The sequence below is a fragment of the Streptomyces sp. NBC_01477 genome (genome assembly GCF_036227245.1).
In the GTDB taxonomy this organism is placed as follows: Bacteria; Actinomycetota; Actinomycetes; order Streptomycetales; family Streptomycetaceae; genus Actinacidiphila.
This window is the reverse complement of sequence record NZ_CP109445.1, coordinates 2,484,677-2,505,047: the sequence shown is the minus strand read 5'-3', so window position 1 is coordinate 2,505,047 and position 20,371 is coordinate 2,484,677. Positions and strand designations below refer to the sequence as shown.

The window sequence follows — 20,371 nt, the reverse complement described above, 5'->3', positions numbered from 1 at the left end:
GAGCCCTGAACACCCGCCTTGACCACCGCAACCCGCTCGTGTTCGACACACACGAGCTGGGCAGGCGTCCGGGCGCGATGAGGAAGGTCTCCCGCTCGGTGCCGGCCCCCGACGACCTCGGCATCATCGATGTCATCGGGGTGCCCAAGGGCGCCACCGTCGAGCTGGACCTCCGCCTGGAGTCGGTCATGGAGGGTGTGCTGGTCACCGGCACCGCCCATGCGCCGGTCACGGGGGAGTGCGTAAGGTGTCTGGAGCCCGTCGAGCGCGAGCTGGACGCGGACTTCCAGGAGATGTTCTCCTACCCCGACGCCGACACCCGGACCGCCCGCAGGGACGAAGCCGGTGACGACGCCGAGGACGAGGACGCGTTCGAACTCGAGGACGATCTCTTCGACCTCGAACCGGTGCTGCGAGACGCGGTGGTGCTCGCACTGCCGATGCAGCCGGTGTGCCAGGACGACTGCGCGGGCCTGTGCTCCACCTGTGGAGCCCGGCTCGCCGACGACCCGGACCACCACCACGCGGTCACCGACATCCGGTGGGCGGCCCTGCAGGATCTCACCGTGGATCCGAAGACCCAGCAGAACGGTGCCGGAAACGGCTCCGACGACGATCAGGAGAAGTAGCCGTGGCTGTTCCCAAGCGGAAGATGTCGCGCAGCAACACGCGCCACCGCCGTTCGCAGTGGAAGGCTGCGCCCGTGAGCCTGGTGGCGTGCGAGCGCTGCCACGAGCCGAAGCTGCAGCACATCGCGTGCCCCAGCTGCGGCACGTACAACCGCCGTCAGGTAATCGACGTCTGATCGGCAGGTGACAGGCTTCATGTCAGACGCCTCAGCGCCGAAGCAGGCCGCGACGGACGCCGCGACGGAAACAGCCTCGTCCCACACGCTTCTGGAAGGGCGGCTCGGGTATCACCTTGAGCCCGCCCTTCTGGTGCGTGCGCTCACCCACCGCTCGTACGCGTACGAGAACGGCGGGCTGCCCACCAACGAGCGGCTGGAATTCCTCGGGGACTCCGTGCTCGGCCTGGTGGTCACCGACACCCTCTACCGCACCCACCCCGACCTGCCCGAGGGCCAACTGGCCAAGCTGCGGGCCGCGGTGGTCAACTCGCGAGCGCTCGCGGGCGTCAGCCGGGGCCTCGACCTCGGCGCGTTCATCAGCCTGGGCCGCGGCGAAGAGGGCACCGGCGGGCGGGACAAGGCCTCGATCCTCGCGGACACCCTCGAAGCGGTGATCGGTGCCGTCTATCTCGACCAGGGTCTCGACGCGGCGTCCGAGCTGGTCCACCGGCTCTTCGACCCGCTCATCGAGGAGTCCTCCAACCTCGGTGCCGGCCTGGACTGGAAGACCAGCCTCCAGGAGCTCACCGCGAGCGAGAGCCTGGGTGTACCGGAGTACGTCGTCTCCGAGTCGGGCCCCGATCACGAGAAGACCTTCACGGCTGCCGCCCGCGTCGGTGGTGTCGAGTACGGCACCGGCACCGGCCGCAGCAAGAAGGAAGCGGAGCAGCAGGCGGCTGAGGCCGCCTGGCGCTCCATCCGCAAAACCTCCGCCGCCGCGAGCTGACCCCTCCGGGGGCGCGCGAGTTCCGGCGGTCCCCCTCCGGCAGGGGGTACCCACCAGGGGCGCGGGGAACTGCGCGAACAACCCACCACCGGCCGGTGGTCCGGATCGAACCGATCTGCCCCTCCGGTCCGGTGACGACCCGTACGCGGCTGGTGGGCTGACCGCGCAGGGCTCCGCGCCCCTGGGGCAGTGGCGGCCCGTCGCAGCACGACGGCGGTGGGTGGGCCGGCCGCGCAGCTCCCCGTTCCCCTGACGGGGCACCCCCCGGCAGGGGAACCGCCCGGTCGGGCACCCTCCGCGGCAGGGGAGCCGCACAGACACCCGCACCCCCCTGGAAGGGATTGGCATGCCCGAACTCCCAGAAGTGGAAGTCGTGCGCCGCGGTCTCGACCGCTGGGCGGCGGGCCGCACCGTCGCGTCGGTGAGCGTCCTGCACCCCCGCGCCGTCAGGCGCCACGTGGCCGGGGCCGAGGACTTCACCGCCCGCCTGACCGGCCAGAAGCTCGGCACGCCCCACCGCAGGGGCAAATACCTGTGGCTGCCGGTCACGCAGGAGGCAGCCCTGCTCGCCCACCTCGGCATGAGCGGCCAGTTCCTGATCCGCCCCACCTCGGCACCGTACGAAACCCACCTGCGGGTCCGCTTCACCTTCGCCGACGGCGACGGTACGGACCTGCGGTTCGTGGACCAGCGCACCTTCGGCGGGCTGTCGCTCCAGGACACCGTCCCCGGCGACCCCGAGAGCCTGCCGCAGCCGCTCACCCACATCGCGCGCGACCCGCTGGACCCGGCGTTCGACGAGGACGCCTTCCACGCGGCCCTGCGCCGCAAGCGCACCACCATCAAGCGGGCGCTGCTCGACCAGAGCCTGATCAGCGGGGTCGGCAACATCTACGCCGACGAGGCGCTGTGGCGTACCAAGCTGCACTACGAGCGCCCGACCGCCGGCCTGACCCGCCCCCTGACCGCGGAGCTGATCCTGCACATCCGCGAGGTGATGGGCGACGCGCTGGCCGCCGGCGGCACCAGCTTCGACAGCATGTACGTCAATGTGAACGGCGAGTCCGGCTATTTCGACCGCTCGCTGGACGCGTACGGCCGGGAGGACCGGCCCTGCCGCCGCTGCGGCACGCCGATCCGCCGCCGGGCGTGGATGAACAGGTCGAGCTACTTCTGCCCGCGCTGCCAGCCCGCGCCGCGCGCCTCGTCATAGGCCCGCTGGGCGGCGAGCACGTCCGGCATCCGCTCCTCGACCAGCTCGATCAGGGCGAGCAGGCGGTCCGCGGTCTGCGCGCCGAGCGGGGTGAGGCGGTATTCGACGTGCGGCGGATTCGTCGGCCGGGCGTCCCTGACGACCAGCCCGTCCCGCTCCAGCGCGTGCAGCGTCTGGGAGAGCATCTTCTCGCTGACCCCGTCGACCCGGCGCCGCAGTTCGTTGAACCGCAGCGTGTCCTCGCGCAGCGCCCCCAGCGTGAGGCTGCCCCAGCGCCCGGTGACGTGCGCCAGGGTGAAGCGTGACGGGCAGTCCCGCGCGAAGACGTCGAAGGCCGCGTCGTCCCCGGCTTCGCCGCGCACCCCCGCGCCCTGCTCGATCGTCTCGGCCATGACCCCAGCGTACCGGCCGCGGTGCTGCCCAGCGGGTTGCGCTTTCCTTTGGTTAGCGCCTCAGAAGCCGAAGTCCTGGGTCCACCACGGGCCGCCGCTGCCGAAGTGGATGCCGACGCCGAGGGTCGTGTAGTCGCAGTTGAGGATGTTCGCCCGGTGGCCGGGGCTGTTCATCCAGGCGGTCATCACCGCCTGGGCGGTGGCCTGGCCGCGGGCTATGTTCTCGCCGCCCAGGTTGCCGATGCCGCGGGCCTTGGCCCGGTCCCAGGGGGTGTGGCCGTCGGGGTCGGTGTGGTCGAAGAAGCCGCGGGCCGCCATGTCGTCGCTGAACGCCTGGGCCAGCCCGTCGAGCGGGGAGCTGGCGGTGAGCGGCTTGCAGCCTGCGGTGGCCCGCTCGTCGTTCACCAGCGACAGGATCGCCGCCCGGGCGGCGGAAAGCGTGTCGCTGCTCGGGCTCGCGGCAGGCTTTTTGACGGCCGGCGTGGTCCGTACCGGGGTGGTGGGCGCGCTGCTGGTACGGGTCGGCGTCGCCGTCGGGCTCGCGGGCGGCCGGGTGGCGGTCGGCGCGGCCGAGGCGGTGGGCGCGGCGGGCTTCGTCGGGGACGCCGAGGGCGTGCCCGGCGCCGAGGAGCCGGGCGAGCCGGGTATCGCGGTGGTCGTACCGCCCTGCGGCGAGGGCTGGTCGCTGCCGGTCCGCGACGGGTCCGCGGGGCCGTCGGCCTGGGCGCTGCCCCGGCCGTCGCCGTCCTGGTCGAGCCCGCCGGTCACGCCGGACAGCAGCCCGGACGACGCGGCGACCGCGCCGACCGCCATCACGGCGGACGTGGCCAGCAGCCCGGTGCGCACCGGGTGGTGCTTGCGCCGCCCGCGATGCCCGTGCGGGCCGGGCTGCGGCGCGGCCGGCTGCGCCTGGCGGCTGTGTCGGCCCATCGAGTGCGCTCCTCAATGCTTCACGGTGCTTCACCCGTTCGGGTGAAGTCCTGCTGGGGGGCGACTGTAGCGAATCACGCCCGCCGGTGCGGTGGTCCGGTCCGCACAGCTACCCCGCGGACCGGATAACGTGCCCGCATGAACGAAAATGTCCGGCTCACCGCATGGGTGCGCGGCCGGGTGCAGGGCGTCGGCTTCCGGTGGTGGACCCGGGCCACCGCGCTGGGGATCGGCGGCCTGTGCGGCTACGCGGGCAACCTCGGCGACGGCCGGGTGCAGGTGGTGGCCGAGGGCGCCCGCGAGCGGTGCGAGCAACTGCTCGACTGGCTCCGGCACGGCGACACGCCCGGCCGCGCCGACGGGGTCACCGAGATCTGGTCCGAGCCGCGCGGCGGCTACGACGGGTTCGAGATCCGCTGACTCGCGCATGACACGCACGCCCGTCGCGGTGGGTGATCGCCCGGGTGGCGGAGCTTTTGCGATTCGATGGGGACGACCGGTTGCCATACGACGGATGTCGTGTCAGGCTGCCCCCATCGAGAATGATCTCGACGCCACGCGGGCAGCCCGCGGCGCCTTTTGCGCCGTGTTTTCTGAGGCGGACCCGACGACTGGGCTGTGATCGTGTTGACCGTCCACTTATTTGGTGAGACGCTGGAAGCCCCGCGCATCGTGACTCCAGGGAATGTTTCAGCGGCGGTCACGTCATCCACCCCGCGCGGGTGCGTACCCCTCACCCACGACCCAAACCGCTCTCGGTCGGTCACTCAGCGTGGAGGACCATCTATCATGGCAAAGGCGCTTCTCGGTTACGTCGGCGGTCCCGACCCGCGACTCCTCGCCGAGATGCGAAGGCTGCAGCAGCGTGTTCAGGACCTGGAATCCGAGCTGATCAGGATGCAGGCCCAGAACGACGCGCTGACTGTCGCGTCGCACGAAGAGTCGCTGCTCAGCATCGACATCGCTCACGCGGAGCCCGTACTCGCCTGATCCGCCGCTGTCGCCGGATCCCGTGTGCAGGAAGCCGCCTGGGCTGTGTCGCAGCTCACAGGCTGATTTCGCAGAACCGCAGAAACCGCAAGGGACGCTTCGGCGTCCCTTCGTCGTGGCACCCTCCCCCTCGAGACCGGCCCCTTGCCGCTCCTACGTCTGGTGTGCCCTGCACATTCCCGGGTGAAACCGCAGGCGGCTAGTAGAGTCGGCGGGCGTGCATCTCAAGAGCCTCACGCTGCGCGGCTTCAAGTCCTTCGCCTCGGCGACGACGCTGCGCTTCGAACCCGGAATCACCTGCGTCGTCGGCCCCAACGGATCGGGCAAATCCAATGTGGTCGACGCGCTGTCCTGGGTCATGGGCGAACAGGGCGCCAAGTCGCTGCGCGGCGGCAAGATGGAGGACGTCATCTTCGCCGGCACCACCGGGCGGCCCCCGCTGGGCCGCGCCGAGGTGTCGCTGACCATCGACAACAGCGACGGCGTGCTGCCCATCGAGTACGCCGAGGTCACCATCACGCGGATCATGTTCCGCAACGGCGGCAGCGAGTACCAGATCAACGGCGACACCTGCCGGCTGCTGGACATCCAGGAACTGCTCTCCGACTCCGGCATCGGCCGCGAGATGCACGTGATCGTCGGCCAGGGCCAGCTGGACTCGGTGCTGCACGCCGACCCGATGGGACGCCGCGCCTTCATCGAGGAGGCGGCCGGCGTGCTCAAGCACCGCAAGCGCAAGGAGAAGGCGCTGCGGAAGCTGGACGCGATGCAGGCCAACCTCGCCCGGGTCACCGACCTCACCGGCGAACTGCGCCGCCAGCTCAAACCGCTCGGCCGGCAGGCCCAGGTCGCCCGCAGGGCCGCCGTCATCCAGGCCGATCTGCGGGACGCCCGGCTGCGGTTGCTCGCCGACGACCTGGTCACCCTGCGTGACGCGCTGCGGGCCGAAGTCGCGGACGAGGCCGCGCTCAAGGAGCGCAAGGACGCCGTCGAGGCGGAGCTCGCCGACGCCGTCCGGCGCGAGGCCCGCCTCGAGGAGCAGGTGCGCGCCCTGACCCCGCGGCTCAACGAGGCCCAGGCCACCTGGTACGCGCTGTCGCAGCTGACCGAACGGGTCCGCGGCACCATCGGCCTGGCCGAGCAGCGGCACCGGCACGCCACGGGCCAGCCCGCGGAGGAGCGGCGCGGCCGCGACCCCGAGGACATGGAGCGCGAGGCCGCCCGCATCCGCGAGCAGGAGGCCGAGCTGACGGAGGCTCTGGACGCCGCGCAGCGCGCCCTGGACGACACCGTCGGCCACCGGGCGCGGCTGGAGCACCGGCTCGCCGAGGAGGAGGGCAGGCTGCGCAGCGCCGCCCGCGCCATCGCCGACCGCCGCGAGGGCCTGGCCCGGCTCAGCGGCCAGGTCAACGCGGCCCGCTCCAAGGCCGCTTCCGCCGAGGCCGAGATCGGCCGGCTCACCGCCGCCCGCGACGAGGCCCGCGACCGCGCGGAATCGGCCCAGGCCGAGTACGAGGAGCTGCGCGCCGAGGTCGAGGGCCTCGACGCCGACGACTCCGAGCTGGAGGCGCGCTTCGAGGCGGCCCGCGCCGAGCAGGCCGCCGCCGACGAGGACTTCACCGCCGCCCGGGAGGCCGCGACCGCCGCCGAGCGCCGCAGGGCGGCCGTCGCCGCCCGCCGTGACGCGCTGGCCCCGGCGCTGCGCCGCAAGGACGGCAGCGGCGCGCTGCTGGCCGGCGGCGGCGACGGGGCGGGCGGTCCGCTCGCCGGGGTGCTCGGCCCGGCCGCCACCTTGCTGCGGGTCGCCCCTGGCTACGAGGTCCCGGTCGCCGCGGCCCTCGGCGCCGCCGCCGACGCGGTCGCCGTCAGCGGACTGTCCGTGGCGGCCGACGCCCTGCGCCTGCTGCGCAAGGAGGACGCCGGACGCGCGGCACTCCTGCTCGGCGGAGCGCCCGCCCCGGACGTACGCGCCGCCGCCGCGGCGCTCCCGGCCGGCGCGCGCCGTGCCGTGGACCTGGTGAGCGCGAGCGGCGAGCTGACGGCCGCGGTCGGGCTGCTGCTGCGGGCGGTGGTGGTCGTGGACTCGCTGGAGGACGCCGAGGCGCTCGTGACCGCGCACCCGGACCTGACCGCGGTGACCGCGGAGGGCGACGTGCTGGCCGCGCACACCGCGGTCGGCGGCAGCGCGAAGGCGCCCAGCCTGCTGGAGGTGCAGGCCCAGGTGGACGAGGCGACCGCCGAGCTGGCCCGCCTCGAAGAGCAGTGCGCGGAGCTGGCGGACCGCCAGCGGCGAGCCAAGGAGCGGCGTTCGGCCGCGGCCGGCACGGTGGAAGAGCTGGGGCAGCGCCGCAGGGCCGCGGAGAAGGCCAAGTCGTCGGTCGCCCAGCAGCTGGGCAGGTTCGGCGGCCAGGCCCGCGCCGCGGCCGGCGAGGCGGACCGCGCCGCCACCGCGGTCGGCCGCAGCCAGGAGTCGCTCGCCGCGGCCCGCGAGGAATTCGAGGAGCTGTCCTACCGGCTGAGCGAGGCCCAGGAGGAGCCGGGCGAGGAGGAGCCCGACACCTCGGTACGCGACCGGCTCGCCGCGGACGGCGCCAACGCCCGGCAGACCGAGATGGAGGCGCGGCTCCAGCTGCGCACCCACGAGGAGCGCGTCAAGGGGCTGGCGGGCCGAGCCGACGGCCTGGACCGGGCCGCCCGCGCCGAGCGCGAGACCAGGGCGCGGGCCGAGCGGCGCAGGCTCCGGCTCGCGTACGAGGCGTCGGTGGCCGCCGCAGTGTGCGACGGCGCCCGCGGCCTGCTGGACTGCGTCCAGGTGTCGCTGGCCCGGGCGGAGGCCGAACGCGCCGCCGCCGAGCAGGCCAGGGCCGAGCGCGAGGCGGAGCTGGGCCAGGAGCGCCGCCGCGGCAGGGAGCTGAAGAGCGAACTGGACCGGCTCACCGGCGACGTCCACAAGGGCGAGGTGCTGGGCGCCGAGAAGCGGCTGCGGATCGAGCAGCTGGAGTCCAGGGCGCTGGAGGAGCACGGCATGGAGCCGGCCGGGCTGGTCGCCGAGTACGGCCCGGACCAGCTCGTGCCGCCGTCGCTGCCGGCCGAGGGCGAGATCCTGCCCGAGGACCCGGAGGACCCGCGCAACATGCCGCGCCCCTACGTCCGCCCGGAGCAGGAGAAGCGGCTCAAGGCGGCGGAGAAGGCGTACGCGCAGCTCGGCAAGGTCAACCCGCTGGCCCTTGAGGAGTTCGCGGCCCTGGAGGAGCGGCACAAGTTCCTCACCGAGCAGCTGGAGGACCTGCGCAGGACCAGGGCCGATCTGCTCCAGGTGATCAAGGACGTCGACGAGCGGGTCGAGCAGGTCTTCACCGCCGCCTTCCACGACACCGCCCGCCAGTTCGAGGGTGTCTTCTCCCGTCTTTTCCCTGGTGGCGAGGGGCGGCTGCTGCTCACCGACCCCGACAACATGCTCACTACAGGTGTCGAGGTTGAGGCCCGGCCGCCTGGGAAGAAGGTGAAGCGGTTGTCGCTCCTGTCGGGCGGTGAGCGCTCGCTGACCGCAGTGGCGATGCTGGTGTCGATCTTCAAGGCACGGCCGAGTCCGTTCTATGTGATGGACGAGGTCGAGGCCGCGCTGGACGACACCAATCTGCAGCGACTGATCCGGATCATGGAAGAGCTTCAGGAGAGCTCCCAGCTCATCGTCATCACGCACCAGAAGCGGACGATGGAGGTCGCCGACGCCCTGTACGGCGTGTCCATGCAGGGCGACGGCGTGTCCAAGGTGATCAGCCAGCGGCTGCGGAACGGCAAGCAACGCACCGCCTGACGGCCCACTCCAAGTGGTGGCCACCTCCGGGTCGGCCAAGACTTGAGGATCCAGTCCTCTTCCGAGGGCTCACCGCCGGGCAAGAGGAGATCTGACCTTGACCAGCACCGCACGAGCCTCCGGAACGAGTGAGAAGGCACCACGGCCGGACCACCTCGGCCACATCATCTTCATCACCGCCGCAGCCGCCATGGGCGGCTTCCTCTTCGGCTACGACAGCTCCGTCATCAACGGCGCCGTCGAAGCCATCCGCGACAAGTACAACATCGGTTCCGGCACCCTCGCGCAGGTCATCGCCATCGCCCTGATCGGCTGCGCCATCGGCGCCGCCACCGCGGGCCGGATCGCCGACCGGATCGGCCGTATCCGCTGCATGCAGATCGCCTCGGTGATGTTCACCATCAGCGCGATCGGCTCGGCCCTGCCCTTCGCCCTGTGGGACCTGGCCTTCTGGCGGATCATCGGCGGCTTCGCCATCGGTATGGCGTCGGTCATCGGCCCGGCGTACATTGCCGAGGTTTCGCCGCCCGCCATCCGCGGCCGGCTCGCCTCGTTCCAGCAGGCCGCGATCGTGCTCGGCATCGCGGTGTCGCAGCTGGTGAACTACGGCATCCTGCAGGGCGCGAACGGTGACCAGCGCGGGAAGATCATCGGACTCGAGGCCTGGCAGCTGATGCTCGGCGTGATGGTCATCCCCGCGGTGATCTACGGGCTGCTGTCCTTCACCATCCCCGAGTCGCCGCGCTTCCTGCTCTCGGTCGGCCGCGACAGTGACGCCAAGGCGGTGCTCGCCGACGTCGAGGGCAAGGAGGTCGACCTCGACGCGCGCGTCACCGAGATCAAGACCGCCATGCACCGCGAGCACAAGTCGGTCTTCTCCGACCTGCTCGGCGGGCGCTTCGGCTTCCTGCCCATCGTCTGGATCGGCATCGGCCTGTCGGTCTTCCAGCAACTGGTCGGCATCAACGTCGCCTTCTACTACTCCGCGACGCTGTGGCAGTCCGTCGGCATCAACCCGAGCAGCTCGTTCTTCTACTCCTTCACCACCTCCATCGTGAACATCATCGGCACGGTGATCGCGATGGTCTTCGTGGACCGGATCGGCCGCCGCCCGCTCGCCCTGATCGGCTCGTGCGGCATGGCCGTCTCCCTGGCGCTCGAAGCGTGGGCCTTCTCCTCCAAGCACGGCGACACCCTGCCCAATACGCAGGGCACCGTCGCGCTGGTCGCCGCCCACACCTTCGTGCTGTTCTTCGCGCTGTCCTGGGGCGTCGTGGTGTGGGTCTTCCTCGGCGAGATGTTCCCGAACAAGATCCGCGCCGCCGCGCTCGGCGTGGCCGCCTCGGCCCAGTGGATCGCCAACTGGGCGATCACGGCCAGCTTCCCGACCCTCGCGGACTGGAACCTGTCGGGCACCTACGTGATCTACACGTGCTTCGCGGTGCTCTCCATCCCCTTCGTGGTGTTCTTCGTCAAGGAGACGAAGGGCAAGACCCTGGAAGAGATGGGCTGACCGCCTCTTTGCCGCGGCTTCGCCCCGGGCCGGGCCGGAGAGGCGAAGCCGCGGCAATAAGGCAGCGTGGATACTGGGTGGGTTATGGAAATCGTCATCCTTGTCGTAGTCATCGCCCTGGTCGTGATCCTCGCGGCCGGTGGACTGGTGGTGGGCAGCCGCCGTAAGAAGAAGCAGCTGCCGCCGACCGCGCCGCCGAGCACCCCGAAGATCACCGCGCCCCCCGCGGAACCGCACGTCGGGGATGAGGCCGAGGCCCCGCGGGAGGAACCCCGCAGGACCATCGAAGAGGTCCCCCTGCCGGGGGCGACCGCCGCGCCCGAGGCCCTGGAGGAGGTGCAGGTCCCGCCGGCGCCGGTCATCGAGCAGCCCGAGCCGGCCGCCGGACGGCTGATCCGGCTGCGCTCCCGGCTCTCCCGCTCGCAGAACACCCTGGGCAAGGGCCTGCTGACGCTGCTGTCCAGGGAGCGCCTCGACGACGACACCTGGGAGGAGATCGAGGACATCCTCATCACCGCCGACGTCGGCGTCACCCCGACCCAGGAGCTGGTCGAGCGGCTGCGCACCCGGGTGCGGGTGCTCGGCACCAGGACCCCGGCCGAGCTGCGCGCGCTGCTCCGCGAGGAGCTGCTGACCCTGGTCGACCCCGGCCTCGACCGGGTCCTGCACACCGAGAGCCACGAGGAGTCCCCCGCGGTCGTCCTGGTCGTCGGCGTCAACGGCACCGGCAAGACCACCACCACCGGCAAGCTGGCCCGGGTGCTGGTCGCCGACGGCCGCAGCGTCGTACTCGGCGCCGCCGACACCTTCCGCGCCGCCGCCGCCGACCAGCTGCAGACCTGGGGCGAGCGGGTCGGCGCGCGTACGGTACGCGGCCCTGAGGGCGGCGACCCGGCGTCGATCGCCTTCGACGCGGTCAAGGAGGGCATCGCCGAGGGCGCCGACACCGTCCTGATCGACACCGCCGGCCGGCTGCACACCAAGACCGGCCTGATGGACGAGCTGGGCAAGGTCAAGCGGGTGGTCGAGAAGCACGGCCCGGTCGACGAGGTGCTGCTCGTGCTCGACGCCACCACCGGCCAGAACGGCCTGGTCCAGGCCCGGGTCTTCGCCGAGGTCGTGGACATCACCGGCATCGTGCTGACCAAGCTCGACGGCACCGCCAAGGGCGGCATCGTGATCGCCGTCCAGCGCGAGCTGGGCGTCCCGGTCAAGCTGGTCGGCCTCGGCGAGGGCGCCGACGACCTGGCACCGTTCGAGCCCGAGGCGTTCGTGGACGCGCTGATCGGCGAATAGGCCGCCGTCCTGCACGCGTAAGGGGCACCCGCCTGGGCGGGTGCCCCTTACGCGTGCACATGGTGCGCGGCCCTACGCGTACGCCCGGCCGCGGTGGCAGACGTAGGCGAGCGTGCCGAGCAGCAGCCTGGCCTCGGGCGGCTGCGGCACGCTGTCCGGCTGCGGCTCGCGCAGCCAACGCACCGGGCCGAGGCCGCCGAGGTCGGACGGGGGAGCGGTGACGTGGTCGCCGGGGCCCAGGCAGCGCAGATCCAGCTCCGCGTCGTCCCAGCCCATCCGGTAGAGCAGGTGCGGCAGCTCCGCGGCGGCGCCCGGCGCGACGAAGAACTGCGCGCGGCCCGCGGGCGTCACCATGACAGGCCCGAGGGGCAGGCCCATCCGCTCCAGCCGCACCAGCGCCTGCCGGCCCGGCGCCTCGGCGACCTCGATCACGTCGAAGGACCGCCCGGCCGGCAGCAGCACCGCCGCGCCCGGTACCCGCGCCCACGCCTCGGCCGCGCCGGCCGGCGGCGCGCCGGCCGGGATCTCGTCCGCGAAGGGCAGCGGATGCGCCCCCGGCTCCTTGCACCCGGCGTCCCCGCACGAGCAGGGCCCGCCGGCGCGGGCGACCCGGGCGCCCGGCACGACCGCCCAGCCGCAGTGCCCGGCGTACTCGCCAACGGTGGCACACACCCCGGCGTGCGTCCGGCGGCGCACGCCGCCGCGCGCTCCGGGCTGCGCCCCCGGCCGGGAGACCTCCCGCGCGCCGGTCCGCTGCTGCCGCGACTCCCGCATGCTGCCGATCGTGAACACCATGACACCTCCAACGGATCGTCGCCGCGATGGTTACGCGCCCGTCCGACCTGGTGCGACGGGCATGTGTCAAGTGAATCGCCTGGAGTCGCAACCGAGTTCATTCGAAGGGGTGGCGAATGGTGGCGTTTCCCCACGCATACTCCCCGGATGAGTAACCGTAGGACTACGTTCAGTTCATGAGTTCATGGCTGTGAACCGTCCGCGCCCCTGTGCAGGCCGCAGGCGGCTCCGTGCGGCGCATCGCCACCGGCCCGGACGCCGGCACTTTCGGCAACCGGCGGACAAAACCCGACGCACCCTGGTAATCACTGGGTTGATGGGGTCGAGCGAGACCGGGATGGGGGCTTGGCCGTGGGCGGCACACCAGACAAGCAGCCCAATGCGCAGCTGAACTCGTGGTTCGTGCGCAGCGGCTGGTCCAAGGGCGAACTGGCCCGTCAGGTCAACCGCAGGGCACGGCAGTTGGGTGCGCACCACGTCAGCACCGACACCTCACGGGTGCGCCGCTGGCTCGACGGCGAGCAGCCGCGCGAACCGATACCACGCATCCTGTCCGAGCTGTTCTCGGAGCGCTTCGGCTGCGTCGTCCCCGTCGAGGACCTGGGGCTGCGTTCCGCGCACCAGCCGCCGGCCGGCGGGGAAGTGGACCTGCCCTGGGCGGGACCGCAGACCGTCGAGATGATCAGCGAGTTCTCCCGCAGCGACCTGATGCTGGGCCGCCGCGGCTTCCTCGGCGCCTCCCTGGCACTGTCCGCGGGGCCCGCCCTGGTCGAGCCCATGCAGCGCTGGCTGGCGCCGACCTCGCCGGCCGGCTTCGCGCCGCCCGTGATCCCGGCCCCCCGCGACGGCGGCCGGCCGTCCCGGCTGTCCGAGCAGGAGCTGCAACTGCTGGAGTCCACCACCGTGATGTTCCGGGAGTGGGACAACCAGTGCGGCGGCGGCCTGCGCCGCAAGGCGGTGGTCGGCCAGCTGCACGAGGTCACCGACCTGCTCCAGGAGTCGCACCCGGAAGGCGTCGCCGGCCGCCTCTACCGCGTCACCGCCGACCTCGCGGCGCTGGCCGGCTGGATGAGCTACGACGTGGGGCTGCAGCCCACCGCCCAGAAGTACCTGGTGCTGGCGCTGCACGCGGCCAAGGAGGCCGGCGACCGCCCGCTCGGCGCCTTCATCCTGTCCTCGATGAGCCGCCAGATGATCCACCTGGACCGCCCCGACGACGCCCTGGAGCTCATCCACCTCGCCCAGTACGGCAGCCGCGACTCCGCCAGCACCACCACCCAGGCCATGCTGCACGCGCTGGAGGCCAGGGCCTACGCCAACATGGGCCAGGTCAACAAGTGCCACCGGGCCGTCCGCGCCGCCGAGGACGCTTTCGCCGAGGCCCGGCCGGCCGAGGACCCGAGCTGGATCAGCTTCTTCAACGAGGCCGAGCTGCACGCGGAGAACGCCCACTCCTACCGCGACCTGGCCTATGTCGCGGGCCGCAGCCCCACCTACGCCTCGCTCGCCCACCCGGTGATGGAGAAGGCCGTCGCGGGCTTCAGCAACGACACCGTCCACCAGCGGGCCTACGCGCTCAACCTGGTCGGCCTCGCCACCGTCCACCTGCTCCAGCGCGAGCCGGAACAGGCCGCGCATTTCACCGAACAGGCCATGACGGTCGCAAAGCGCGTCAGGTCGGAACGCGTCAACACGCGTATCCGCAAAACCACCCGCACCGCGGCCCGCGACTTCGGTGATGTGCCCGCGGTCGGCAGGCTCGCCGACCGGCTCTCGGTGGAACTGCCCGAGGTCGCGGAGACCGCTTAGCGCACCGCCGCGGGGCCGGTACGACGCGACCCCCGACGATCTCTTTCCCCACCCGTATACATCTTTCACCGAACCGGGGGACGGTTCATCTCCACGTAACACACACGACTTCTTCGTCACGGCGGCGAAACACCCTGCGGCATCGGCGGAAACCCGGCTCAGCCAATCTCATGGCGAAAACCGGCCCACCCTGCACCGCCCGCACGGGCCGTTCGGATGACGAGGAGACGCCGATGGCACCAGCCATCTTCACACTGGCCGCAGATGCGCCCAAGCTCGACTCCGGCAATACCGCGTTTCTGCTTCTGAGCTCCGCGCTGGTGATGCTGATGACACCGGGGCTGGCGTTCTTCTACGGCGGTATGGTCCGAGTGAAGAGTGCCCTCAACATGCTGATGATGAGCTTCATCAGCCTGGGGATCATCACACTGCTGTGGACCGGCTACGGATTCAGTTTCGCCTTCGACGGCGATCACGGCGGATTCATCGGCGGCACCAACTGGCTCGGCCTGCGCGACATCGCTCCCGATGACCTGTGGGGGGCCACCGGGACGCCGATATTCGCGTTCGCCGCATTCCAGCTGATGTTCGCGATCATCACTCCCGCACTGATCAGCGGCGCACTCGCCGACCGCGTCAAGTTCGTCGCCTGGTCGGTCTTCATCGCCCTGTGGGCGACGGTCGTCTACTTCCCCGTGGCCCACTGGGTCTGGGGCGGCGGCTGGCTGATGAAGAAGGGCGTCATCGACTTCGCCGGCGGAACCGCGGTCCACATCAACGCGGGTGCGGCCGCCCTCGGCGTGATCCTGGTGATCGGCAAGCGGGTCGGCTTCAAGCGCGACCCCATGCGCCCGCACAGCATGCCGTGGGTCATGCTCGGCGCCGGTCTGCTGTGGTTCGGCTGGTTCGGCTTCAACGCCGGCTCCGAGATCACCTCCGACGGCGTCGCGTCCACGGTCTTCATCAACACCCAGATCGCCACCGCCGCCGCCATGATCGGCTGGCTGCTCTACGAGCGGGTCAGGCACGGCTCCTTCACCACCCTGGGTGCCGCGTCCGGCGCCGTCGCCGGCCTCGTCGCGATCACCCCGTCCTGCGCCTCGGTCAGCCCGCTGGGCGCCATCGCGGTCGGCGTCATCGCCGGTGTGATCTGCGCCGCGGCGGTCGGCCTGAAGTACCGCTTCAACTACGACGACTCGCTCGACGTGGTCGGCGTGCACATGGTCGGCGGCATCGTCGGCTCGCTGCTCATCGGCCTGCTGGCCACCGGCGGCGTCGGCCAGGACGTCAAGGGCGTGTTCTACGGCGGCGGATGGCACCAGTTCGGCGTCCAGGCCATCGGTGTCTTCTCCGTCCTCGGCTACTCCCTGGTGGTCTCGGCGATCCTCGCGAAGGCCATCGACCTGGTGATGGGCTTCCGGGTCCCCGAGGACATCGAGGTCAGCGGCATCGACCAGGCCGAGCACGCGGAGACCGCGTACGACTTCGCCGGCATCGGCAGCACAGGACACGCGGCGGCACCGGCGGGTGCCGGGACCGCGGCGAGCAAGAAGGTGGACGCGTGAAGCTCATCACCGCGGTCGTGAAGCCACACCGCCTGGACGAGATCAAGGAAGCCCTGCAGGCCTTCGGAGTGCACGGTCTGACCGTTACCGAGGCCAGCGGCTACGGCAGGCAGCGCGGCCACACCGAGGTCTACCGCGGCGCCGAGTACACCGTCGACCTGGTGCCGAAGATACGCATCGAGGTCCTGGTCGAGGACTCCGACGCCGATCAGCTGATCGATGTCGTGGTGAAAGCGGCCAGAACCGGCAAGATCGGAGACGGCAAGGTGTGGAGTCTCCCGGTCGACACGGCCGTGCGGGTCCGCACAGGCGAGCGCGGACCCGACGCGCTCTGATCCCGAACCCAGCGCTGGAGAACGAGTGACCGACAGCGTCGAAGCGCAGGACGACAGTTACGCGGCGGCCCGGCTGCGCCTCCTCACCCAGGAGGCGCGGTCCGGGCCGCCGCGCCGCGCGGCACTGGCCGCGCTCACCGACCGCTGGCTCAGCGGACTCGCCACCTCGGCCGCCGAGGCCGCCGGCACCGGCGGCTGGGCACTGCTCGCCGTCGGCGGCTACGGCCGCGGCGAGCTGTCCCCGCGCAGCGACCTGGACCTGGTGCTGCTGCACGACTCGGAGAAGACCATCGGCGGGCTCGCCGACCGGCTCTGGTATCCGGTGTGGGACCTCGGCCTGGCCCTGGACCACTCCGTGCGGACCCCCGACGAAGCCCGCAAGGCCGCGGCCGACGACCTCAAGGTCCAGCTCGGCCTGCTCGACGCCCGCCACCTCGCGGGCGACCCCGCGCTCAGCTCCGCCCTGCGCACCGCCGTGCTGGCCGACTGGCGCAACCAGGCGCCCAACCGGCTGCCCGCCCTGCTGGAGCTGTGCCAGGAGCGGGCCGAACGCCAGGGCGAGCTGTCCTACCTGCTCGAACCCGACCTCAAGGAGGCCCGCGGCGGCCTGCGCGACGCCACCGCGCTCCGGGCGGTGGCCGCCTCCTGGCTGGCCGACGCGCCCCGCGAGGGCCTGGAGGAGGCCCGCACCCGGCTGCTCGACGCCCGCGACGCCCTGCACCTGGTCACCGGGCGGGCCACCGACCGGCTCGCCCTCCAGGAACAGGACCAGGTCGCCGCGGCCCTCGGCCTGCTCGACGCCGACACCCTGCTGCGGCAGGTCTACGAGGCCGCCCGGCGGATCTCCTACGCCTCCGACGTCACCTGGCGCGAGGTCGGCCGGGTGCTGCGGGCCCGCGACTCCCGGCCCCGCCGCCGGCTGCTCGGCCGCAGCAGAAGCGCCCCTACCGGCAGCGCGCCCGAGCGCGTACCGCTGGCCGAGGGCGTCGTGGAGCAGGAGGGCGAGGCGGTGCTCGCGCTCGCCGCGAAACCCGAGCGCGACCCCGTACTGCCGCTGCGGGCCGCCGCTGCCGCCGCCCAGGCGGGTCTGCCGCTGTCGCTGCACGCGGTGCGGAGGCTGGCCGCCGCGGCGCGCCCGCTGCCCGTACCGTGGCCCGCGGAGGCCCGTGAGCAGCTGCTCACGCTGCTGGGCGCCGGGGAGTCCACCGTGCAGGTGTGGGAGGCGCTGGAGGCCGAGGGCCTGATCACCCGGCTGCTGCCGGACTGGGAGCGGGTCCGCTGCCGCCCGCAGCGCAACGCCGTGCACCGCTTCACCGTCGACCGTCACCTGGTGGAGACCGCCGTGCAGGCCGCGGGCCTCACCCGCCGGGTCGGCCGGCCCGACCTGCTGCTGACCGCGGCGCTGCTGCACGACATCGGCAAGGGCTGGCCGGGGGACCACAGCGAGGCGGGCGAGGTCATCGCCCGTGACGTCGCCACCAGGATCGGCTTCTCCAGCGAGGACGCCGACACCCTGGCGCTGCTCGTACGCCACCACCTGCTGCTCATCGACACCGCCACCCGGCGCGACCTGGACGATCCGGAGACCGTACGCGCGGTCGCCGGCACCGTACGGGACACCTCGACGCTGGAACTGCTGGCCGCGCTCACCGAGGCCGACGCCCTTGCCACGGGTCCCGCGGCCTGGAGCACCTGGCGGGCCTCGCTGCTGGCCGAACTCGTCGAGCGGGTCGCGGGGGCGCTGGACACCGGTGCCCTGCCCGAGGCGGCGGAGCGCGACTCCACCGCGGAGGAGGAACGCCTCGCCATCGAGGCCGCCCGCACCCGCGGCCCGGTGCTGGCGCTGCACGCCCACGCCGAACCCGACGGCGAGGGCGACGCCCTGGACGAGGCGCTGGGCGTGGAACTGCTGCTCGCCGTCCCCGACCGGCCCGCGCTGCTCGCCCAGGCCGCCGGTGTCCTGGCGCTGCACCGGCTCGCGGTCAGGGCCGCCGACCTGCGGGCCGTCGACCCGATCGGCGAGGGCCCGGTCGCCCTGCTCAGCTGGCGGGTCTCGGCGGAATACGGCACCCTGCCCGAGGCCGCCAGGCTGCGGGCCGACCTGGCGCGGGCCTTCGAGGGCACCCTCGACATCGAGGCCAGGCTCGCGGAGCGGGAGGCGGCCTATCCGCGGCGGCGCGGCATCACCCCGCCGCCGCCCCGGGTGACGGTCGCCCCCGGCCACACCTCGCAGACGGCCACGGTGATAGAGGTCCGCGCCCATGACGCGCCGGGGCTGCTGCACCGGATCGGGCTGGCCCTGACCGCGACCGGCGTCACCGTACGCTCGGCGCGTATCTCCACCCTGGGCGCCAACGCGGTCGACGCCTTCTACGTCGTCGGCAAGGACGGCAAGGCGCTGTCCCCGTCACGGGCGGCGGAAGTGGCCCGCCAGGTGGAGGCGGCGCTGCGCTAGTTCCGACAGTGAGCCGTCCTCGCCCGCCGAATCCGGTGGGCGAGGACGTTTCGCCGTCCGAGCCGGATACTCTGGAAAGCGATTGTGTCCGCCCCCCGACCCGAGGATCTGCAGCCACCGTGTTCGATACGCTCTCAGACCGCCTTGCAGCCACCTTCAAAAGCCTCCGGGGCAAAGGCCGTCTGTCCGAGGCGGACATCGACGCCACCGCGCGCGAGATCCGGATCGCCCTGCTGGAGGCCGACGTCGCCCTGCCCGCCGTGCGGGCCTTCATCGCGAACGTCAAGCAGCGCGCCGCCGGCGCCGAGGTCTCCCAGGCGCTGAATCCCGCGCAGCAGGTCATCAAGATCGTCAACGACGAGCTGATCACCATCCTCGGCGGCGAGACCCGCCGGCTGCGCTTCGCCAAGCAGCCGCCGACCGTGATCATGCTGGCCGGCCTCCAGGGCGCGGGCAAGACCACTCTGGCGGGCAAGCTCGGCAAGTGGCTCCAGGGCCAGGGCCACACCCCGCTGCTGGTCGCCTGCGACCTCCAGCGGCCGAACGCCGTCAACCAGCTCAGCGTCGTCGCCGAGCGCGCGGGCGTCGCGGTCTACGCGCCCGAGCCCGGCAACGGCGTCGGCGACCCGGTCAAGGTCGCCAAGGACTCCATCGACTTCGCCACGTCCCGGCAGTACGACATCGTGATCGTCGACACCGCGGGCCGCCTCGGCGTCGACCAGGAGCTGATGCGGCAGGCCGCGGACATCCGCGACGCCACCCGCCCCGACGAGATCCTCTTCGTGGTCGACGCGATGATCGGCCAGGACGCGGTCAACACCGCGGAGGCCTTCCGCGACGGCGTCGGCTTCGACGGCGTGGTGCTCTCCAAGCTCGACGGCGACGCCCGCGGCGGCGCGGCCCTGTCGATCGCGCATGTCACCGGCAAGCAGATCATGTTCGCGTCGAACGGCGAGAAGCTGGACGACTTCGACGCGTTCCACCCGGACCGGATGGCGTCCCGCATCCTGGGCATGGGCGACATGCTGTCGCTGATCGAGAAGGCCGAGCAGACCTTCAGCCAGGCCGAGGCCGAGAAGATGGCGGCCAAGCTGGCGAAGGGCCCCAAGGAATTCACGCTGGACGACTTCCTGGCCCAGATGGAGCAGGTCCGCAAGATGGGCTCGATCTCCAAGCTGCTCGGCATGCTGCCGGGCATGGGCCAGATCAAGGACCAGATCAACAACCTCGACGAGAAGGACGTGGACCGCACCGCGGCGATCATCAAGTCGATGACGCCGGGCGAGCGCGCCGACCCGCACCTGATCAACGGCTCCCGCAGGGCGCGTATCGCCAAGGGTTCCGGCGTCGAGGTCAGCGCGGTCAAGAGCCTGGTGGAGCGGTTCTTCGAGGCGCGCAAGATGATGTCGCGGATGGCCCAGGGCGGCGGCATGCCGGGGATGCCCGGGATGCCGGGCATGGGCGGCGGCGCCGGCCGGCAGAAGAAGCAGCAGAAGCAGGCCAAGGGCAAGCGCCAGTCGGGCAATCCGATGAAGCGCAAGGCGGACGCCGCCGCGGCTGCGGCCCGCCGCGAGGAGCAGCAGGTCCAGGGCGACGGGCAGGGCGGCAGCCCGTTCGGCCTGCCGTCCGGCGGCCAGGACTTCGAGCTGCCCGACGAGTTCAAGAAGTTCATGGGCTGAGGCGGACG

At 72.1% G+C, this 20,371-nt stretch carries 17 protein-coding genes; 14 read left to right on the top strand and 3 right to left on the bottom strand.

Translation table 11 applies throughout. The features are described from left to right. Window positions 1-5: 5 nt before the first annotated feature. From OHA86_RS09950 to mutM, 4 genes are all read left to right on the top strand, one after another. Window positions 6-629 carry a YceD family protein gene (locus tag OHA86_RS09950; protein ID WP_329182346.1) on the top strand — a complete coding sequence of 208 codons (624 nt, stop codon included), beginning with the start codon at window positions 6-8 and terminating at the stop codon, window positions 627-629. A 2-nt stretch (window positions 630-631) separates the two neighbouring features. Continuing rightward, entirely contained in the window at window positions 632-805 is a 174-nt protein-coding gene (rpmF, locus tag OHA86_RS09945; protein ID WP_188281855.1) for a 50S ribosomal protein L32, read from the top strand. A gap of 19 nt (window positions 806-824) precedes the next feature. Then, window positions 825-1,574: a ribonuclease III gene (rnc, locus tag OHA86_RS09940; RefSeq protein ID WP_329174251.1), complete on the top strand. Its 750-nt coding sequence runs from the start codon at window positions 825-827 to the stop codon at window positions 1,572-1,574. Window positions 1,575-1,920: 346 nt separating this feature from the next. Continuing rightward, the gene (gene mutM / locus OHA86_RS09935) at window positions 1,921-2,787 is read left to right on the top strand and encodes a bifunctional DNA-formamidopyrimidine glycosylase/DNA-(apurinic or apyrimidinic site) lyase (protein WP_329174249.1); all 867 of its coding nucleotides are present in this window, start codon (window positions 1,921-1,923) and stop codon (window positions 2,785-2,787) included. On the opposite strand, the gene OHA86_RS09930 is transcribed toward mutM, so the two are convergent. Continuing rightward, complete coding sequence (locus OHA86_RS09930) at window positions 2,742-3,179, bottom strand: winged helix-turn-helix transcriptional regulator (protein WP_329174248.1); 438 nt, start codon at window positions 3,177-3,179, stop codon at window positions 2,742-2,744. The genes mutM and OHA86_RS09930 overlap by 46 nt on opposite strands. A 60-nt stretch (window positions 3,180-3,239) precedes the next feature. Further along, window positions 3,240-4,109, bottom strand: a complete 870-nt coding sequence (locus OHA86_RS09925) for a CAP domain-containing protein (RefSeq protein ID WP_329174247.1) — start codon at window positions 4,107-4,109, stop codon at window positions 3,240-3,242. 138 nt (window positions 4,110-4,247) lie between these two features. Between OHA86_RS09925 and OHA86_RS09920 the strand changes: the two genes are divergently transcribed. The 5 genes from OHA86_RS09920 (at window position 4,248) to ftsY (ending at window position 11,725) form a co-directional block, all read left to right on the top strand. Next, window positions 4,248-4,529, top strand: coding sequence for an acylphosphatase (locus tag OHA86_RS09920; RefSeq protein WP_329174246.1), 282 nt, complete (start codon window positions 4,248-4,250; stop codon window positions 4,527-4,529). 369 nt (window positions 4,530-4,898) lie between these two features. Continuing rightward, entirely contained in the window at window positions 4,899-5,099 is a 201-nt protein-coding gene (locus OHA86_RS09915; protein WP_329174245.1) for a hypothetical protein, read from the top strand. A gap of 217 nt (window positions 5,100-5,316) precedes the next feature. Continuing rightward, window positions 5,317-8,916 (top strand): chromosome segregation protein SMC, encoded by a 3,600-nt coding sequence (smc, locus tag OHA86_RS09910; RefSeq protein ID WP_329174242.1) that lies wholly within the window; start codon window positions 5,317-5,319, stop codon window positions 8,914-8,916. A 97-nt stretch (window positions 8,917-9,013) separates the two neighbouring features. Further along, a complete protein-coding gene (locus OHA86_RS09905) occupies window positions 9,014-10,429 on the top strand; it encodes a sugar porter family MFS transporter (RefSeq protein ID WP_329174240.1) in 1,416 nt (471 codons plus the stop codon). Window positions 10,430-10,513: 84 nt separating this feature from the next. Then, window positions 10,514-11,725: a signal recognition particle-docking protein FtsY gene (ftsY, locus tag OHA86_RS09900; protein WP_329174238.1), complete on the top strand. Its 1,212-nt coding sequence runs from the start codon at window positions 10,514-10,516 to the stop codon at window positions 11,723-11,725. 72 nt (window positions 11,726-11,797) lie between these two features. On the opposite strand, the gene OHA86_RS09895 is transcribed toward ftsY, so the two are convergent. Continuing rightward, entirely contained in the window at window positions 11,798-12,520 is a 723-nt protein-coding gene (locus OHA86_RS09895; RefSeq protein WP_329174236.1) for a bifunctional DNA primase/polymerase, read from the bottom strand. Window positions 12,521-12,871: 351 nt separating this feature from the next. Between OHA86_RS09895 and nsdA the strand changes: the two genes are divergently transcribed. From nsdA to ffh, 5 genes are all read left to right on the top strand, one after another. Next, window positions 12,872-14,329, top strand: a complete 1,458-nt coding sequence (gene nsdA, locus OHA86_RS09890; protein ID WP_329174234.1) for a transcriptional repressor NsdA — start codon at window positions 12,872-12,874, stop codon at window positions 14,327-14,329. Between the two features lie 233 nt (window positions 14,330-14,562). Further along, window positions 14,563-15,894, top strand: coding sequence for an ammonium transporter (locus OHA86_RS09885; protein WP_329174232.1), 1,332 nt, complete (start codon window positions 14,563-14,565; stop codon window positions 15,892-15,894). After that, window positions 15,891-16,229 carry a P-II family nitrogen regulator gene (locus OHA86_RS09880; RefSeq protein ID WP_033173073.1) on the top strand — a complete coding sequence of 113 codons (339 nt, stop codon included), beginning with the start codon at window positions 15,891-15,893 and terminating at the stop codon, window positions 16,227-16,229. Before OHA86_RS09885 ends, OHA86_RS09880 begins: the two co-directional genes overlap by 4 nt. 25 nt (window positions 16,230-16,254) lie before the next feature. Further along, the gene (locus OHA86_RS09875) at window positions 16,255-18,684 is read left to right on the top strand and encodes a [protein-PII] uridylyltransferase (RefSeq protein WP_329174228.1); all 2,430 of its coding nucleotides are present in this window, start codon (window positions 16,255-16,257) and stop codon (window positions 18,682-18,684) included. A 119-nt stretch (window positions 18,685-18,803) separates the two neighbouring features. Next, window positions 18,804-20,363 carry a signal recognition particle protein gene (ffh, locus tag OHA86_RS09870; protein ID WP_329174226.1) on the top strand — a complete coding sequence of 520 codons (1,560 nt, stop codon included), beginning with the start codon at window positions 18,804-18,806 and terminating at the stop codon, window positions 20,361-20,363. Window positions 20,364-20,371 lie beyond the last annotated feature (8 nt).

Excerpts from the sequence above, each read along its gene's own strand:
- OHA86_RS09925 (WP_329174247.1), bottom strand. The coding sequence starts at position 4,109 with ATGGGCCGACACAGCCGCCAGGCGCAGCCGGCCGCGCCGCAGCCCGGC.
- rnc (WP_329174251.1), top strand. The coding sequence starts at position 825 with ATGTCAGACGCCTCAGCGCCGAAGCAGGCCGCGACGGACGCCGCGACG.
- OHA86_RS09915 (WP_329174245.1), top strand. The coding sequence starts at position 4,899 with ATGGCAAAGGCGCTTCTCGGTTACGTCGGCGGTCCCGACCCGCGACTC.
- mutM (WP_329174249.1), top strand. The coding sequence starts at position 1,921 with ATGCCCGAACTCCCAGAAGTGGAAGTCGTGCGCCGCGGTCTCGACCGC.
- OHA86_RS09895 (WP_329174236.1), bottom strand. The coding sequence starts at position 12,520 with ATGGTGTTCACGATCGGCAGCATGCGGGAGTCGCGGCAGCAGCGGACC.
- OHA86_RS09920 (WP_329174246.1), top strand. The coding sequence starts at position 4,248 with ATGAACGAAAATGTCCGGCTCACCGCATGGGTGCGCGGCCGGGTGCAG.
- ftsY (WP_329174238.1), top strand. The coding sequence starts at position 10,514 with ATGGAAATCGTCATCCTTGTCGTAGTCATCGCCCTGGTCGTGATCCTC.
- OHA86_RS09930 (WP_329174248.1), bottom strand. The coding sequence starts at position 3,179 with ATGGCCGAGACGATCGAGCAGGGCGCGGGGGTGCGCGGCGAAGCCGGG.
- OHA86_RS09885 (WP_329174232.1), top strand. The coding sequence starts at position 14,563 with ATGGCACCAGCCATCTTCACACTGGCCGCAGATGCGCCCAAGCTCGAC.